The sequence below is a fragment of the Variovorax paradoxus genome (assembly GCF_040544635.1).
In the GTDB taxonomy this organism is placed as follows: Bacteria; Pseudomonadota; Gammaproteobacteria; order Burkholderiales; family Burkholderiaceae_C; genus Variovorax; species Variovorax paradoxus_R.
Window position 1 is genome coordinate 109,103 of sequence record NZ_JBEPKJ010000009.1, and the last position, 15,461, is coordinate 124,563.

General features: G+C 67.2%; 13 protein-coding genes. 7 read left to right on the plus strand and 6 right to left on the minus strand.

Annotated features, from left to right (window positions below; genetic code table 11):
• Positions 1–27: 27 nt before the first annotated feature.
• The 5 genes from mnmH to ABIC94_RS16435 are packed head-to-tail and all read right to left on the minus strand — an operon-like array spanning position 28 to position 4,473.
• Positions 28–1,107, minus strand: coding sequence for a tRNA 2-selenouridine(34) synthase MnmH (mnmH, locus tag ABIC94_RS16415; protein WP_354374066.1), 1,080 nt, complete (start codon positions 1,105–1,107; stop codon positions 28–30).
• Positions 1,094–1,900, minus strand: coding sequence for a phosphonate ABC transporter, permease protein PhnE (gene phnE, locus ABIC94_RS16420; protein WP_354374067.1), 807 nt, complete (start codon positions 1,898–1,900; stop codon positions 1,094–1,096). The genes mnmH and phnE overlap by 14 nt, the downstream gene beginning before the upstream one ends.
• Positions 1,897–2,748 carry a PhnE/PtxC family ABC transporter permease gene (locus tag ABIC94_RS16425; RefSeq protein ID WP_354374068.1) on the minus strand — a complete coding sequence of 284 codons (852 nt, stop codon included), beginning with the start codon at positions 2,746–2,748 and terminating at the stop codon, positions 1,897–1,899. The genes phnE and ABIC94_RS16425 overlap by 4 nt, the downstream gene beginning before the upstream one ends.
• Entirely contained in the window at positions 2,745–3,584 is an 840-nt protein-coding gene (locus ABIC94_RS16430) for a phosphonate ABC transporter ATP-binding protein (RefSeq protein WP_354374069.1), read from the minus strand. The genes ABIC94_RS16425 and ABIC94_RS16430 overlap by 4 nt, the downstream gene beginning before the upstream one ends.
• 31 nt (positions 3,585–3,615) lie before the next feature.
• Positions 3,616–4,473, minus strand: a complete 858-nt coding sequence (locus ABIC94_RS16435; RefSeq protein WP_354374070.1) for a putative selenate ABC transporter substrate-binding protein — start codon at positions 4,471–4,473, stop codon at positions 3,616–3,618.
• 125 nt (positions 4,474–4,598) lie between these two features.
• Here ABIC94_RS16435 and selD point away from each other — a divergent pair, with 125 nt between their 5' ends.
• The 7 genes from selD (at position 4,599) to ABIC94_RS16470 (ending at position 9,386) form a co-directional block, all read left to right on the plus strand.
• On the plus strand, positions 4,599–5,687 hold the full coding sequence (selD, locus tag ABIC94_RS16440; RefSeq protein ID WP_354374071.1) for a selenide, water dikinase SelD: 1,089 nt from the start codon (positions 4,599–4,601) through the stop codon (positions 5,685–5,687).
• A 97-nt stretch (positions 5,688–5,784) separates the two neighbouring features.
• A complete protein-coding gene (locus ABIC94_RS16445) occupies positions 5,785–6,261 on the plus strand; it encodes a hypothetical protein (RefSeq protein WP_354374072.1) in 477 nt (158 codons plus the stop codon).
• A gap of 13 nt (positions 6,262–6,274) precedes the next feature.
• Entirely contained in the window at positions 6,275–6,718 is a 444-nt protein-coding gene (locus ABIC94_RS16450; RefSeq protein ID WP_354374073.1) for a ribonuclease HI family protein, read from the plus strand.
• Between the two features lie 40 nt (positions 6,719–6,758).
• A complete protein-coding gene (locus ABIC94_RS16455; RefSeq protein WP_021006088.1) occupies positions 6,759–7,007 on the plus strand; it encodes a DUF3297 family protein in 249 nt (82 codons plus the stop codon).
• Between the two features lie 59 nt (positions 7,008–7,066).
• The gene (locus tag ABIC94_RS16460; protein ID WP_354374074.1) at positions 7,067–7,414 is read left to right on the plus strand and encodes a metalloregulator ArsR/SmtB family transcription factor; all 348 of its coding nucleotides are present in this window, start codon (positions 7,067–7,069) and stop codon (positions 7,412–7,414) included.
• Positions 7,415–7,426: 12 nt separating this feature from the next.
• Positions 7,427–8,848 (plus strand): DUF2867 domain-containing protein, encoded by a 1,422-nt coding sequence (locus ABIC94_RS16465; protein ID WP_354374075.1) that lies wholly within the window; start codon positions 7,427–7,429, stop codon positions 8,846–8,848.
• Positions 8,849–8,864: 16 nt separating this feature from the next.
• Positions 8,865–9,386 (plus strand): O-acetyl-ADP-ribose deacetylase, encoded by a 522-nt coding sequence (locus tag ABIC94_RS16470; RefSeq protein ID WP_354374076.1) that lies wholly within the window; start codon positions 8,865–8,867, stop codon positions 9,384–9,386.
• Positions 9,387–9,405: 19 nt separating this feature from the next.
• Here ABIC94_RS16470 and ABIC94_RS16475 read toward each other — a convergent pair whose 3' ends face one another.
• The gene (locus ABIC94_RS16475; protein ID WP_354374077.1) at positions 9,406–15,441 is read right to left on the minus strand and encodes an alpha-2-macroglobulin family protein; all 6,036 of its coding nucleotides are present in this window, start codon (positions 15,439–15,441) and stop codon (positions 9,406–9,408) included.
• Positions 15,442–15,461 lie beyond the last annotated feature (20 nt).

Genomic DNA, 15,461 nt, shown 5'->3' on the forward strand with positions numbered 1-15,461 from the left:
TCGGCGTGGGCGCTTTGTTCGGAAAGCTCACCCGGCGGCGTTCAGCTGCAGGATAGCGTCCGCCACGGCTTCGATGCCTTTGTCTGTAAGGTCCGGCGCCGCCACCTGCTGGCGCAGCGGCCACTTCTCGAAATGGCGCGCCTGCGAGCGCTCGTAGTGCGGATCGTAATGAAGCGCCATCAGTTCGGCAAAGAGCGGCGGCAGGTCGCCCTGGAGCGCCCATTCCTGCCACCTCTGCACCACCGCCTTGCCCTGCATCTCCTTCAGCCTGTCGAGCTGGCCCGCAAGGGCTTCGCGGTCGTCGCCCAGGTAGGCGTAGTCGCGCAGCAGGTAGTCGAGCCGGGCGGCGGCATCCGCCTGGATCTCGATGCATGCGGCGGTACGCATGTGCGCGACAAGGGGGATGGGCACCGAGAGCCGGCCGATGCGCGCGCTTTCGCCTTCCACATACAGCGTGCGCGAGAGATCGAGCGCATCGAAGCAGGTGGCAATGCGCGTCTCGAACTGCTTTTGCGAGGGCTGCGGCACGCCGGGCAGGGCGCCCAGCAGCGAGCCCTTGTGGCTTGCGCAATGTTCCAGGTCGAGCACCTGTTCGCCGCGCGCGGCCAGCGCCTGCAGCACGCGGGTCTTGGCGCTGCCGGTGGCGCCGCAGATCACCTTGAGCCGAAGCTTCGGCACCGTGGCCTCGATCTGCGCCAGCACATGATGGCGAAAGCTCTTGTAGCCGCCGGCGAGCTGCTGCGCGTCCCAGCCGACCAGGCGCAGCCAGGTCACCATCGAGCCGCTGCGCAGCCCTCCGCGCCAGCAATACACGAGCGGTCGCCAGTTGGCGGGCTGCTCGGCAAAGCGTTCGCGCAGGTGCCGCGCGAGGTTGGCGGCCACCATGGCGCCGCCGACGCGGCGGGCTTCAAAGGCGCCGGTCTGCTTGTAGATGGTGCCGACGATACGGCGCTCTTCGTCGTCGAGCACCGGGCAGTTGATGGCGCCGGGAATATGGTCGAGCGCGAACTCGGAAGGCGAGCGCGCATCGATGACGGTGTCGAACCGGTGCAGGTCGGCCACGCGCGTGGGCTGGTGGCGCGGGTTGTCGTGTTCACGCATGGGCATGCCCCAGGTTGCGCCGCAGCCGCCCGCTTGCCAGGTCGACAAGGGCCACCAGAACGAACATTGCAATCAATACGGTCATGGCCTGCTGCTGTTGAAAGATCGACAAGTGAAAATAGAGAAGCTGCCCCAGGCCGCCGCCGCCGACGAAGCCCAGCACCGCGGCCATCCGGATGTTCATTTCCCAACGATACAGCGCATAGGCCACCCATTGCGGCAGCACGAGCGGCAGGCTGCCGTAGCCGAAGGCCACCGCCGCGCCGGCGCCGCTGAGCGCCAGCGCCTGCTCGGGCTCGCGCGGCGCGTTCTCCAGGCTTTCGGCGAACAGGCGGCCCAGCACGCCCGTGGTGTGCAGTGCGAGTGCCAGCGCGCCGGCAAACGGGCCGATGCCCGCGGCCAGCACCATGAGCGCGGCCCACACCAGCTCGGGCACGCTGCGCAGAAAGTTGAGGACAAAACGGCAGCCCTGCCGTACCAGCAGGCCTGACCTGCCCGAGGCCGGCAATGCCAGCGCGGCAGCGCCCGCGGCCGCCAGCAGCGTGCCGAGCGCCGACACGGCCAGGGTTTGCAGTGCGCCCCACGCCGTCTTGGCAAGAAAGGCGCTCGACAAATCGGGCGGAAAGAACTCGGCGATGAACTTGCCCATGAAGCCTATCGACTCCGCTGTGAACAGCGCGCGGTAGTCGATGGCCAGGTAGGCGAAGCTCGCCACCACGGCCGCCAGCACCAGTGCCGATGCCATCCAGCAGCGGATGCAGCGCGGCGGCTGGGAAAATTGCGCGGTGCTGTTCGTCATGCCAGCAACCGCCGCAATGCATTGCTCAGCGCATCGGCGAGCAACACCAGCACCAGGAACACCAGCAGGATGCTGCTGGCTTCGCCGCCGTTGAGCATCTTCATCGACTGGTCCATGAGCTGGCCCAGGCCGCCCGCGCCCACGAAGCCCATCACGACGGAAGCCCTGACGGCGCATTCCCACCGGTACACCGTGTACGAGATGAGCTCCTGCGCGCAGTTGGGCAACAGGCCGTACACCAGCGCGGCCAAGCGGCCGCTGCCGCTTTCCAACAACGCGCGGGCGGGCCGCGTGTCGGTCGATTCGAGCACCTCGGCGTACACCTTGCCGAGCATGCCGCCATAGGTGATGGCGAGCGCCAGCACGCCGGCTGCGGGGCCCAGGCCCAGCGCGCGCACGAAGACCAGCGCCCAGACGATTTCGGGAATGGCGCGCAGCACCATCAGCACGGAGCGCCCGGCCTGCCGCACCATGCCGGCCCGCGCACGGCCCGGGCCGGGCCCGATGCGCGACACAGAGAGTGCGCGCGTGGTCACGAAAGCCAGCGGCGCGCCGATGACGAACGCCAGCGCTGTGCCCGCAGTGGCCATCGCCAGCGTCTCCAGCGTGGCCTTGCCCAGCATCGCGAGAAAGTCCGGTGCGGTTTCGGGCGGCAGAAAGCCGGCCAGGAAACCGCCGATCACCTGCAGGTTGCCGGGCGCGAACAGGGCCGAGGGCGCAAAGCCCGACAGCTGCAGCATGGGCCACGCAATGATGAGCGCGGCCAATAGCCACACCAGGCGGCGCCGCGCCAAAGGGTCGCGCAGCGCGGGCGGCGTATGCGGCGGCAAAGGCTGCGCGGTGCTCACAGGCAGTCCGGCCGTTCGATGGCGTTCACGGCGCCCGGAGCGAGCGCCCCGGATGCGATGTCGAGAGGCCGTTCCCGTGCCTGCATCGGCAGTCCGCCTTCGCTCGCATAAAGCGCGGTGAGCATCGACTCGGTCACATTGCCCACGGGCTCGTCGAACACCACCTGTCCGTCGCGCATGCCCACGATGCGCGGAAACCAGCGCAGCGCCAGGTCGACCGCATGCAAGGAGGCCACGAGGGTGGCGCCGGTGGATTCGCTCTGGGCCACCAGCTGCTGCAGCGTGGCATCGGCCAGCGTCGGGTCGAGCGCGGACACCGGCTCGTCGGCCAGCATCAGCGCGGGCCGCTGGTAGAGCACGCGCGCAATGCCCACGCGCTGCAGCTGGCCGCCGGAGAGGCGGTCGCAGCGGTCGAACAACCGGTCTTCGAGCGAGAGGCGCGACAGCACCTCGTGCGCGCCCTCGAGGTCCGAGGGGCGCAGCAGCGAGGCCAGCGCGCGCATCGCGGTCCATTGGCCGAGCCGGCCCGAGAGCACGGCGGTGACCACGCGCAGGCGCGGCGCAATCGGAGGGCTCTGGTGCACGGTGCCGATGCGCGATCGCAGCCGGCGCAATGCCGGCGCGGCCAGCCGCCATGGCGCTTCGCCGAGCAGCTGCACCGTGCCTTCGCCGGGCCGCAGCGCGGCGCCGAGCACACGCAGCAGCGTGGTCTTGCCCGCGCCCGAGGGCCCGATCACGGCCACCCGGTCGCCGGCGCGCGCGGCGAACGACACGCCTTGCAGCGCGCGATGGCCGTTCGGGTGAACCAGCCCGACTTTGTCGAGCGAAAAACTCACGCGACGGCTCCTGTGGCGCGCCGCAACGGCTTCACTTGACCAGGCCCGCCGCCTTGGCGGCAGCTTCGATGCCGTCGTAGTTCGACGACTTGGTTGCAATGAACTTGCTCGCGCGCTGCAGGTTCATGATGTCCTTCATGGCGGGGTTGGCCGGGTCCAGCTTGAGGAAGGCTTCGGTGAGCTTCTTCGTCAGTGCCGGGTCGAGGCCGGGGCGCACCGTCCAGTTGTAGTCGTAATAGGTGGGGGTGGTGGCCAGCACGCGCACCTTGGCGGCGTTCGGGTTCTTGCTTTCGACCAGCTTCTCCCACACCGACGCGTTCAGCACGCCGGCTTCGGCGCGCGAGGCGGCCACGAAAGCCACGGTGGCATCGTGCGCACCGGAAAAAGCCACCGTCTTGAAGTCCTTTTCAGGATCGATGCCGGCCTGCATCAGGAAATAACGCGGCATCAGGCTGCCCGAGGTGGACGAAGGCGCACCGAACGCGAAGGTCTTGCCCTTCAGGTCGGCCAGCGTCTTGGCGGTGCTGTCCTGCGGCACGATGAACTTGCTGGTGAACACCTCGTCTTCGGCGCGCTGCACGATCGGCACCGCGCCGCCGTTGGTGCGAATGCGGGCCTGCACGAAGGTGAAGCCGCCGAGCCACGCCAGGTCGATCTTGTTCGTGGCCAGGCCTTCGACCACCGCGGCGTAGTCGGTCACGGGCGTGAACTGCACGTCCATGCCGGTTTCCTTCTTCAGGTAGTCGCCCAGCGGCGTGAACTTGCGCTGCAACTCGGTGGGCGCTTCGTCGGGAATGGCGGACACGCGCAGCACCTTGTCCTGTGCCGAGGCACCCAGGGCGAAGGCGGACAGCGAAAGTGCAAGGGCGATGCGAAGGAGGGTTTTCATAGGTGGCGCGGCGTGGCGCTGGGAAGAGGGAAAGAGGGACAACCTTCGATTGTAGAAACCCGCGTCGCGGCGCCGTTTTGGGCCTGGCTTCGATAATGGGCAACTGCCCGATCCGAATTGCCCCCATGACCGACACCCCGACGATTTCCCCGCTTTCCGTGCTCAATCCGCTGGCACCGCTGCGGCTCACCAGCTTCTCGCACGGCGGCGGGTGCGGCTGCAAGATCGCGCCCGGCGTGCTCTCTGAAATTCTGAAGAACAGCGGCGGCGGGCTGATTCCGCCCGAGCTGATGGTGGGCATCGAAACCGCCGACGACGCGGCCGTGTACCGCCTGAACGACAAGCAGGCGCTGATCGCGACCACCGACTTCTTCATGCCGATCGTCGACGATCCGTACGAGTTCGGCCGCATTGCAGCCACCAACGCCATCAGCGACGTCTACGCGATGGGCGGCAAGCCGATCATGGCGCTGGCGCTGGTGGCCATGCCGGTCAACCAGTTGCCGGTGGAAGTCATCGGCGACATCGTGCGCGGCGGGCAGGACGTGTGCCGCGCGGCCGGCATTCCGATTGCCGGTGGCCACACCATCGATTCGGTCGAGCCGATCTACGGGCTCGTGGTGATGGGCCTGGTCGATCCGGCCCACGTCAAGCGCAACGCCGAGGCGCGCGCGGGCGATGTGCTGGTGCTCGGCAAACCGCTGGGCGTGGGCGTGCTCTCGGCCGCGCTCAAGAAAGAAAAGCTCTCGCTCGCGGGCTACCGGCAGCTCATCGAGAACACCACGCGGCTCAACACGCCGGGCATTGCGCTGGCCACCATGCCGGGCGTGCACGCGCTGACCGATGTCACCGGCTTCGGGCTGGCCGGCCATGCGCTGGAACTTGCGCGCGGCGCGAAGCTCACGGCCACCATCGAGTGGCCGCGCGTGCCGCTGCTGGACGGCGTGGCCGAGATGGTGGCGGATGGTTTCGTGACCGGGGCCTCCGGCCGCAACTGGGCCGGGTACGGCGCGGACATCGAGCTTGCGGACGGCCTGCCCGCCACGGCGCAGGCACTGCTGAGCGACCCGCAAACATCGGGCGGGCTGCTCGTGAGCTGCGCTGCCGACTCGGCCGACGCCGTGCTGCAGGTTTTCCGGAACGAAGGCTTCGCGCATGCCGCGGTGGTCGGCCGCATGGAGCAAGGCCCGGCGCGCCTGCGCGTCTTGCTTTGAAGGCCGCAGGGGTGCTGCCGCAAGTCCCGAGTTCGGGCCAGAATGCTGCCAAGGGGAAACGCTGCAAAAGACTTCGGCAGCGAACAACGAGGGTCGCATGATGCGCACAACGGTTCTTTTCATTTCGGTCTTTGCTGCCGCGGCCATGGGCGCCCATGCCGCGGACGTGGTTCGCTGCACCGACGCCAGTGGCGGCATCGTCTACACGAACGGCCAGTGCCCGCCCGGGAGCAAGCTCTCGCGCCAGGTGCCCATTTCCGAGCCGCTGACGGTGGTACCGCCTGCTTCGTCGGAAGAAGCGCGCCGCCCGGCCTACACGCCGCCGCCGAGCGCGGCGTTGCCGCAGCCCCCCGTCAGCAATGTGCCGCAGGGCCCCGCCATCATTCCGCGCAACGTCGAAGAGCCGCGCGTGGCCGCCGAGCCACCGCCGGTCTACAGCTGGGGGCCCGATCCGTACTACGACGGTGGCCGCCCGGTCATTCGCCCACGGCCTCCGCGCCCGCAGGACCAGGGGCCGCCTCCGGGCCAACGGCCTTGCCAGAACCTGGCGGGCATCAAGCGCAGCAACTGCTGAGCCGACGGAGCCGATGCAACTTCGCCACTGGACCGTGTATTGCGACGGAAGCGCCATGCCGAACCCTGGCCGCATGGGCGCCGGCGCGGTCATCACCGAGCCCGACGGCACCCGCCACACCCTGTCGCTGGCCAGCCATGCCACCGGCTGCAACAACGAAGCCGAGCTGAGGGCGCTGACCCTCGCGCTCGAGGAACTGAAGGCCAGGGGCGCGACCTCGGTGCTGGCTTATACGGACAACAGCATCCTCGTCGAGCAGCTCGGCGAGCCGGCGGCCAAGCCCATCGCCCGCATGGCCGGCTTGTTCGAAGATGCCCGCGCATTGCTCGGCTCGTTCGAAGAAGCGAGCCTGCGGTGGGTGCCGCGGCACCGCAACCACGAGGCCGATGCGCTCGCGCGCGCCTCGCTGGGGTTTGCGCCCAAGGCGCCTGCCAAACCAACAAAAAAGCGGCGTTAAGCTGCGCGGTTCAGTTTTCAGATAGATAACCGTTTATTCCATGACCGAAGCCAATTCCCTTCCGCCTCTTCCCGATCACCTCTCCACGGACCCGCGCAGCCCGCACCATGTGGCAGCCGTTTTCGAGCACGACATCGGCATCCGCTTCAACGACAAGGAACGCCTCGACGTCGAGGAATACTGCATCAGCGAAGGCTGGATCAAGGTGCCCGCGGGCAAGACGGTGGACCGCAAGGGCAAGCCGCTGCTGATCAAGCTCAAGGGCAGGGTCGAGGCGTTTTATCGATAAGAAAAGTTGAGCCGACAGGAGTGCTTGTATTTAGCTAATTAGCTAAATACAATGCACCAATGAAAGAAGAAAACGTCTTCGCAGCGCTCGCTTCGACGCCCCGCCGAAAAATCCTCTCGTATCTCTCGGAGACGTCGCTGACGGCGGGGGAGATTGCCGATCGCTTCGAGATGACGAAGCCCTCTCTTTCCAAGCATTTGCAGATCCTGGAGCATGCAGGCTTGGTAAAGAGCGAAAAACGCGGTCAGTTCGTTCACTACAGCCTGGCCGACGACAACCTGCTCGGCACTTTGCACAACTACCTCGCGGCGTTCTGCCCCGTCGGCGGTCCGCTCAAGAAGGAAAGCGCCGAGCTGGCAAAGACCAGAAAGCAAGCCATGGCTGGCGGCAATCTCAAGAAGAACTGAGGGATCGATTCCATGACACCCTCCCTTTCGGTGCCTTCGATCCCCGCCACCCAGGTGACCCGCCGAACCGCGACCTTCCCGTTCGTGGCATTGCCCACGCGGCCGGACTGCGTACCCGTCGAAGTGAGCCTGGTTGCCCGCCTGAGCCACGGTTCGGGGACCCAGCTGTTCCACGACGCGCTCGCGCGGCAACGGGCGCACAGCCGGTTTGTCGACGAACTCGACGAGCCCTCTGCAAAGCTTGGCGGCAGCGATTTCTCCAGGGGAGATGCAACCGCTCTTTATTCATTCGGGGTCGGCCGTGGAGGCCACCCTTTCCATCGGCATGCGGGCCATCGCGTCTTCACCGCCATCTCGGGAAGCGGCGGCTCGCAACTGCGCTTTTCGAGCGCGACACCGCAAGAGATCGAGGCAGACCCGGCCAGCTTCGTTCGTGCACTCCGACATGTCGATGTACCACCGGATTGCATCTTCACCGTTCGCTTTTCCGGTGAAACCTGGCATCAGTTCGCACCGTTGGAGCCGGGTTCGCTCCACCCCGCATTCTTTGCGCTGTCGACCCACACCAATGAGCTCGGGGGGCAGCTCAGCGACGAGTTGCGCCTGCAGGTCCTGCAAGACAAGGGAGACATCCCTTCTCTCACGCAACTGCTGCCCCAGGCGGTCATTGATTTGCTGAAGACGTCACCGGTCGAGCGGCGCCAGGTACCGACCACCCAACTGTCGTTGGGCGACCGGCCTGGCGGACTCATGGAGGCCGCCTGCAAGCACTACCGCTCGGCGGCCGGCCATCTTCGCGGCATGCTGGCGCGCGTTCGCGTCCGTCCCGGCTTTATCAGCGAGCCAAGTCCGGCGGCTGTTCTGGAGCAAAGCGAACTTCCCGCGCATTCATTGTTGCGGGCTGAACTGAACGACCGAACGATTCATCACCAGGACCGTTTCTCGACCATCGTGCCTACCGCCGCGCTCGGCGTGCCGGCGGAGGCTGATGCTGCCGGGCTGCTCGCCGGTCTGCTTGGCAGCTTCCTGGCGCATCGGCACCACGGCGTTTCGCTTCTCATGGGTTTCAGGAACCTGGTCGTGCGTCCGTTCAAGCTCCGCACTTCGCCGCTCGCCTGTCCGGTCTCGTCGCTTCTCTCGGAGGCTTCAGGCAGTGTCTTTGCTGGCCGGTATCCGGTGCACTCGTACCGGGTGTCGGAAGACGGGCGTACTGCCCAGGTCATCCTGGGCGCCGACGACAGGCACCTCGTGTTTCGTTCATGCGTGGAGGCGGCCTGCCTGCCGGGCGGACGCGTCGAGTTTTCTCTGTCCACACGTGTCGCTTGCAAAAACCTGTTCGGCCGCGTGTACATGGCGCTCATTTCCGCGGCCCACCGCAAGTACATCGCACCGAGGCTTCTGAGGGTGGCGGTGGAGTCCATGCTCCGGCATTGACGGAAGCAACATGGTCATGCACACATCGCTTCGCGCCGTACGCGGCGACATCACCAAGCTGCAGGTCGACGCCATCGTCAACGCGGCCAATTCGTCGCTGCTCGGCGGCGGCGGTGTCGACGGTGCCATTCACCGCGCGGCGGGGCCCGAGCTTCTGCATGAATGCCGCCTGCTGGCGGGTTGCAAGACCGGCGAAGCCAAGCTGACCAAAGGCTACCGGTTGCCGGCCAGGTTCATCGTTCACACCGTGGGGCCGGTCTGGCGCGGGGGCTCGAACGGCGAGCCGGAACTGCTTGCATCGTGCTATCGAAAGTCGATGGAAATCGCCGGGCAGCAAGGCGTCCGGACCATCGCATTCCCGTCGATCAGCACGGGCATCTACGGCTATCCGATCGAACTCGCGGCGCCCCTTGCGGTAGCCACGGTCCGGTCGGCACTGGCGGAGAGCGCCAGTGTGGAGGAGGTCACGTTCTGCTCCTTCTCGGACGCGGACCTGGCCGTGTACGAAGCGGCGCTTGCGGCAGCGGGGCCTGCCTAGAACAGCAGGCCCGCCGCGCCTACTTCGCCGCTTCTACCTTCACCCGCGCATTCGGCGTTTCGCCGAACATCTCCGGCGCATACATCGCTTCGACGCGGCTCGGAGGCAGCGCGAAGTCGCCGACGTTGTTGAGCCGTACGGTGTATTCCATCTTCACCACGCCCTTGGGCAGGTACTCGTAGTAGCTGCGGAAGGCTTCGAAGCTGCGCTCTTCGAAAGCCGGCCAGCCGGCGCCCGACTTCTTCTCGCCCTGCGTGGCAATCTGCGAATCGCGGCCCAGGCCGGTGCCCAGGATGGTGGCGCCGCCGGGAATCGGGTCGCTGATCACGACCCAGGTCATGTCGGCGCTGGCGTTCACCTCGATGGTCACGCGCAGCACGTCGCCGCGCGTGTACTTGCCCGCGGTGGCTTGCTCGACGGGCGTGATGGTCTTCTTGAGCGCATAGCCGGCGGCGAACGGCGCCTTCAATTGCACGGCGGCAATCGACTGCATCGTGAGCCACGGCTTGCCGGTGCCTTGCTGCGTGACCAGCAGTGTGTCGCGCACCGGCGCGCCGGAAGGCGACGCCGCCCAGGGCAGGAACATGGTGTTGTTCTTCAGGTTGCCCGGCGAGGCGGGAGCGCCGAAGAAGGTGCTCTGGTTGGGCGCGCCGGCCGCATCGGTGGTCTTCACGCGCTCGACCTTGCTCCAGTCGACTTGGGCTTTGGCTGCGCCGAGCGTGGCGGCGGTGACGCCGGCCACCGGCGTGCTTTCGAACACCTTGGAGAACTTCTCGAGCGCGAGCCCGCCCCACAGGTTGGCGGTGGTGGTGTGCCAGGCGCCGTTCTGCTGGCGGCCGATGAAGCCGTTGGCAAGCTTGCCGATGTCGTCCTTCCACGCCGGGTCGTCCATCACGCTGAGCAGCAGCCGCGCGGTGTTGACGTCGCCGTTGGTCATGAGCCACCACCAGTAGTCGTCCTGTTCGGTGCTGAAGATGAGCTTGGTGCCCTGGTACGAGAGGCGCGCCTTCAGCACGTTGTTGGCCTCGTCCAGCCGCTGCTGGCGCTGCGGCACGTCCTGCACGCGCTTGAGGATGTTGAGCCAGTCGATCACGGCGCTGGTGGGCCACTGGTTCGGCGCGATGGTGATGCTGCCGAGCATGCTGCCCTTGGCCGTGCCGTAGCGCGACAGGGCTTCGAGCGCGGCAAGCTTGCGCACGTCCAGGTCCTTGCGCGGGCTCCAGAACTCGCGCTGGATGCGGCCTTCGACAAAAGCGACGAGGCCCGACTCCATCGGCGCGCGCACGTCGTCAGGCAGCGCGAAGGCGGGGTTCAGCGCCGCGGCCTCGTGCGTTGCCGCCAGCAGGTACGACGTGAGAATGTCGCTGCCGCGATTGGCTTCGCCGTCGCGCGGCGGAAAGTAGTTGGCCAAGCCGTCGCTGTCCAGGTAGGTCGGCAGCTGGGCCAGCACGCCTTGCCACATCTTCGCGTCGCGCAGGCCGACCGATTTGCTGGTCTTCTGTTCGAGGCAGATGAACGGGTAGTTCGCAAACCAGTCGCGCACGCCGGGCAGGCCTTCGGCGAGCTTGGGCTGCAAGGCGAGCTTGAGGCCGCCGCGGCCGGGCAGGGCATCGGCGGGCGGTGCCACGTCGATGGTGAAGGGCCCGTCGAGCTGCACCAGCGTGGCCTGCTGCACCGTGAGAGGCACAGAGGGCACGATGCGTTGGCGAACCTTGAGCGCATCGCGTGCGCCGCCCAGTGTGTCCTTGGCTTCGATCTCCCACAGGATGGCTTCGGCGCGCGTTTGCGCAAGCTGCGCGGGAGCGGTCACGGTCCATGCCACTTCACGTGCCTCACCGGCCGGAATGTCCACCGTCTGCGTCTCCAGCGTGAGCAGCGTGGCGCGCGGCGTGGCTTCCACCTTCATCGGCTTCTGCGTCGTGTTGCGGAGCGTGATCTGGGCGCGGAACTGGTCGTCCTCGCGCACCAGCGGCGGCAGGCCGCTGATGATCTGCAGGTCTTGCGTGGCCTGGATGCTGGCCTGGCCCGTGCCGAAGAGGCTGGTGCCCGAATCGGCCACGGCCACGATCTTGAAGGTGGTGAGCGCGTCGTTGAGCGGCACCGTCACCACGGCCTGGCCGTTGGCATCGAGCACCACCTTCGGGTTCCACAGCAACAGGGTGTCGAGCAGTTCGCGCGTCTGGCCCTTGCCGCCGCCGCCGCCCGCGGGCACGGCCTTGCGCCCGTAGTGGCGCCGTCCGACGATTTCCATCTGCGCGGTGGAGGTGGAGACGCCCCAGCTGCGCCGCTGCAGCATGGCGTTGAGCAGGTTCCAGCTGTCGTTGGGCATCAGCTCCAGCAACGCCTGGTCGACCGCGGCCAGGGCCACTTCGGCGCCGGCCGCGGGCTTGCCGTCGGGCAGCTTGGCCGAGATGGTGATCTGCGCCTTGCCGCGCACGGGGTAGCTGGGCTTGTCGCTGGTCACCGTCACGTCGATCTGGTGCGCGCGCGTGCCGACGCGGATCTCGGCCATGCCCAGGCGGTAGGCGGGCTTGCTCAGGTCGACCATTGCGGTGGGCGCGACGTATTCCTTGCCTTCGTACCAGAAGGCGGTCCACCACTCGCGCGGTGCCTTGAAGCCCCAGGTGAAGAAGCTGTACCACGGCACTTCGCGCAGGCGGCCGCGCAGGGCGAGCACGCTCACGTAGGCGTTCGGTCCCCACTCGGGCTTGACCTGCAGGCTCACGGTCGGGTCCTTGCCGTTGAGCTGCACCACGTGGGTTTCGATGATGCCTTCGCGTTCAACGGACACCAGCGCGGTGGCAAAGCGGAACGGGCTGCGCACCTGGAACTTGGCGATTTCGCCGGGCTGGTAGCTCTTCTTCTCGGGCAGCACGTCGATGCGGTCGTTGTCCTCGCCGCCGAACCAGAGTTCGCCCTGCTTGGTCACGTACACCGAGCTGGCGGCGCGGCTGTCGCGGCCTTCGCTGTCGGTGGCGCTGGCCACCAGCTCGACTTCGCCGGCTTCCTTCAGCTCGGATTCGCACAGCAGCAGGCCGCGTGCGTCGCTCTTGCCGCTGCAGACGGTGCCGATGTCCTTGGTATCGGTCTTGTTGTCGTAGGTGTAGAAACCGCCCACCATGCGCTTGCGGCTGGTGGTGGTGATGCGCGCCACCGCGCGCACGTTGAGCGTCACGCCGGCCTGGGGCTTGCCCGAAAGGTCGAGCGCAAGCGCCTGGTACTTGAGCTTCTGGCTGGTCGAAACCCAGCCCTCGGTCTTGATGCCGGCAATGACCGAGGCGGGCCACAGCGTCTGCGTGCTGCGGATGGTCTGCACCTCGCCGTTCGGATCGGCGTAGGTGGCTTCGAGCAACAGCTCGCGCGCGGCCTTGACCTTGGGCACCTTGTCGATCGTGACCTTGCCGGCGCCGTCCTTGTTGAGCGTGAGCGGCAGCTTGTCGGCGATCACGCGGGTGTCGCTGGCGCTGTTGATGTCTTCCTCGCCGCCTGCGGCATCGGCGGCGGGCGTGGCCGCCTGCGCACCGTCGGCCTGCACGCGCGGCGGGTTGAAGCTGAAGGCGTCATGGTCGGCAAAGCTCAGGCTCTTGCCGCGCACCATGGCCGACACGCGCACCGGCAGGTTGGCGGCGCCGCCGCCGGCCACGTAGTTGATCTGCACGTCGGCCGGCACCGAGGCCACGCTCACCAGCGGTTTCTTGTCGGTGGGCGCAATGCGGCCTTCGAGCACGGGCAGGCGGAACTCCTCGACGCGGAACAGGCCGGTGGAGAAGCTGCGGTTGTAGTCGCTGTCGCCGCCCTCGCCACCCTCGCCATCGGATTCGCCGCTGTTGGCGTCCTTGCCCTTGCCGGTACGCAGCATGACCTCGTACACGCCGAGCTTGGCGGCCGGCGGAATGGCAAAGGTGTTTTCCGCACTCAGGCCGCCGGTCGGCGTCTTGCGCCAGGCAAGGGGCTGCGTAAAGCGCTGGCCGCTGCCGGTGTGGGTCACCACCAGCGTGTCCGGCCGGTTTTCGGGCAGGCCGAAACCCTTGCTGGTCTGGGTGCGGATCAGGTGCTTCATCGACACCGTTTCGCCGGCGCGCAGCAGCGTGCGGTCGAAGATGGTGTGGGCCACGCGGTCGGGGTCGGCCTGCAGGCTGGTGGGCACGTTGAAGCGCCAGGGCTCGATGCCGCGCTGCCAGTCGCTCCAGGTGAAAGCCAGGTCTTCAATGCCCTTGTCGTCCTTGGCGCGCGCGCTGACGAACCACGCGCCCGTGTTGTATTCGTCAGGCCCGTTGCAGCTCGGTGCGTCGGGCGCGATGCCCGTCAGGTTGACGATGCCGTTGGCGTCGGTCTTGCCGGTTGCGACGGCGGTGCCGCGGCAATCGGACACGCGGACTTCGGCGTTGGGCACCACCTTGCCCTTGTCGAGCGTGGTGACCCAGGCCATCGAGTTCTCGCGGCCGAGCTTGAAATGCACGGCCAGGTTGGTGGCCAGCGCGGTGGTGCGCACGTACATCGTGCGGCTTGCGCCGTAGCGCTCGTCGAGCAGCGCGTCGCCGAGCTTCTGCGATGCAATTTCGAGCACGTGGAAACCGGGCGTCAGCGGAATGCCGATGACCTCGAAGGGGCGCGGATCGCCGCTCTCTGCCTTGGGCATGTCGAGCGCCTTCACGCCGGGCTGGCCCGCCAGAAGAGACAGCATGCGGGTCTGGATGCGGGTGCGCTCGTTGGTCTCGATGACTGCGGGCAGCGCGCCCTTGATGTCCTTGCGCGCCTGCTCGCGGCTCACCGTGTACTCGTCGTAGCGGCGCACCTTGCGGAACCACGCGATGATTTCCGCGTCGGTCTTCGGATTCATGTCGCTGACCTTGCCGGGCGTCAGCGCCTGCACCATGAGTGCGGGTTCCACGCGGCGCACGGTCACCGGCATCATGGCCGGCGTGCCGGGTTCGGCCAGCCGCTCGACCACGCCGAAAGGCGAGGCGGCAAACTTGGCCAGCGGCGGCATGGCGCCGGTGGCGACCTTCAGCGGAAAAGTGCCGGGCGAGGCCAGCGGCCGGCCCGATGCGTCTTCGAACTTGGCGGGCAGCTCGACCGTGTACCTGGTGTCTTCGGCAAGCGGCGGGCCGAAGCTCGCGGAGCTGACGACGTCGTCTTCGCTCGGCGTGCCGCCGTCGTTCTCGAGCGTGGCGGCAATCGATTTGCCGGCGCCCTTGAGCTGGATCTGCGAAGCCATCTTGCGGGTGACCGGCGCATTGAACTGCAGCTGCATCGGCCGCAGCGGCAGACAGGCGGCCTGTGCGTTCTCGCGTTCGCAAGTGAAAGACACCGCAAACGGCTCGCGCACCTGGAAGCTCAGGCGGCGCTCCACGTTGTTGGCCACACCCGAAGGCGTGGCCACGCCCTTGCCGTAGACGATCTGCACCTTGCTGCCGGGCGTGAGCGTGCGGTTGCACTGCAGCGCAATGAAGCGCAGCGGCTCTTTCGCGGCCTCCTGGTCGCGGCCAAAAGCCTTGAGGAGGCCGGCGCGTTGCTCGCCTTCGAGCAGCCTGACGGGAATGCGCTCGCCGATGCCGTCGGCCGCGCACCAGATGTTCTGGCGCACGCTTTCCACAGTGGCCGCGCCGTTGAGCTCGAGCACGAACATCTGCTGCTCGTCGATTCGCCCGTAGCTTCCGGGCATGAAATTGCGCACGAACGGGCCGCCGCTATTGAATTGATAGCGCTCCGGGCCGGTCAGTTCACCGCCGGCACTCGGCTTGAAGGTGGAGATTCGCGTGACGGTGCAGCGCACGCCGGGCGGCAGGTCGTTCTCGAAGTCGAAGACCCATTGCTTGGCATCGGTCCAGCGGCCCGTTCCCTTGCCCGCACGGGCGTCGGTGCAGCTCACCGTGAGCGGCGCGGGTGCCTTCGGGTCGCCGAAATTGACGGCGGCCTGATCGAACTTGGCGACGATCTGGCGCACGCGCGCCACTTCGCCTTGCGGCGTCAGGCTGGTGATCTGCAGGGCATGGCCCGGGCCGGCAAAAAAAGCGCTGCCGGCCAGAAGCAACGCTGGAATGGTTTTTTTCAATTTTTTTCTCCGCCTTGAAG

What these genes read in the sequence shown, in the direction of transcription:
- ABIC94_RS16470 (WP_354374076.1), top strand. Translation starts at nt 8,865, where the DNA reads ATGCACACATCGCTTCGCGCCGTACGCGGCGACATCACCAAGCTGCAG.
- ABIC94_RS16455 (WP_021006088.1), top strand. Translation starts at nt 6,759, where the DNA reads ATGACCGAAGCCAATTCCCTTCCGCCTCTTCCCGATCACCTCTCCACG.
- mnmH (WP_354374066.1), bottom strand. Translation starts at nt 1,107, where the DNA reads ATGCCCATGCGTGAACACGACAACCCGCGCCACCAGCCCACGCGCGTG.
- ABIC94_RS16435 (WP_354374070.1), bottom strand. Translation starts at nt 4,473, where the DNA reads ATGAAAACCCTCCTTCGCATCGCCCTTGCACTTTCGCTGTCCGCCTTC.
- ABIC94_RS16445 (WP_354374072.1), top strand. Translation starts at nt 5,785, where the DNA reads ATGATGCGCACAACGGTTCTTTTCATTTCGGTCTTTGCTGCCGCGGCC.
- ABIC94_RS16450 (WP_354374073.1), top strand. Translation starts at nt 6,275, where the DNA reads ATGCAACTTCGCCACTGGACCGTGTATTGCGACGGAAGCGCCATGCCG.
- phnE (WP_354374067.1), bottom strand. Translation starts at nt 1,900, where the DNA reads ATGACGAACAGCACCGCGCAATTTTCCCAGCCGCCGCGCTGCATCCGC.
- ABIC94_RS16460 (WP_354374074.1), top strand. Translation starts at nt 7,067, where the DNA reads ATGAAAGAAGAAAACGTCTTCGCAGCGCTCGCTTCGACGCCCCGCCGA.
- ABIC94_RS16465 (WP_354374075.1), top strand. Translation starts at nt 7,427, where the DNA reads ATGACACCCTCCCTTTCGGTGCCTTCGATCCCCGCCACCCAGGTGACC.
- selD (WP_354374071.1), top strand. Translation starts at nt 4,599, where the DNA reads ATGACCGACACCCCGACGATTTCCCCGCTTTCCGTGCTCAATCCGCTG.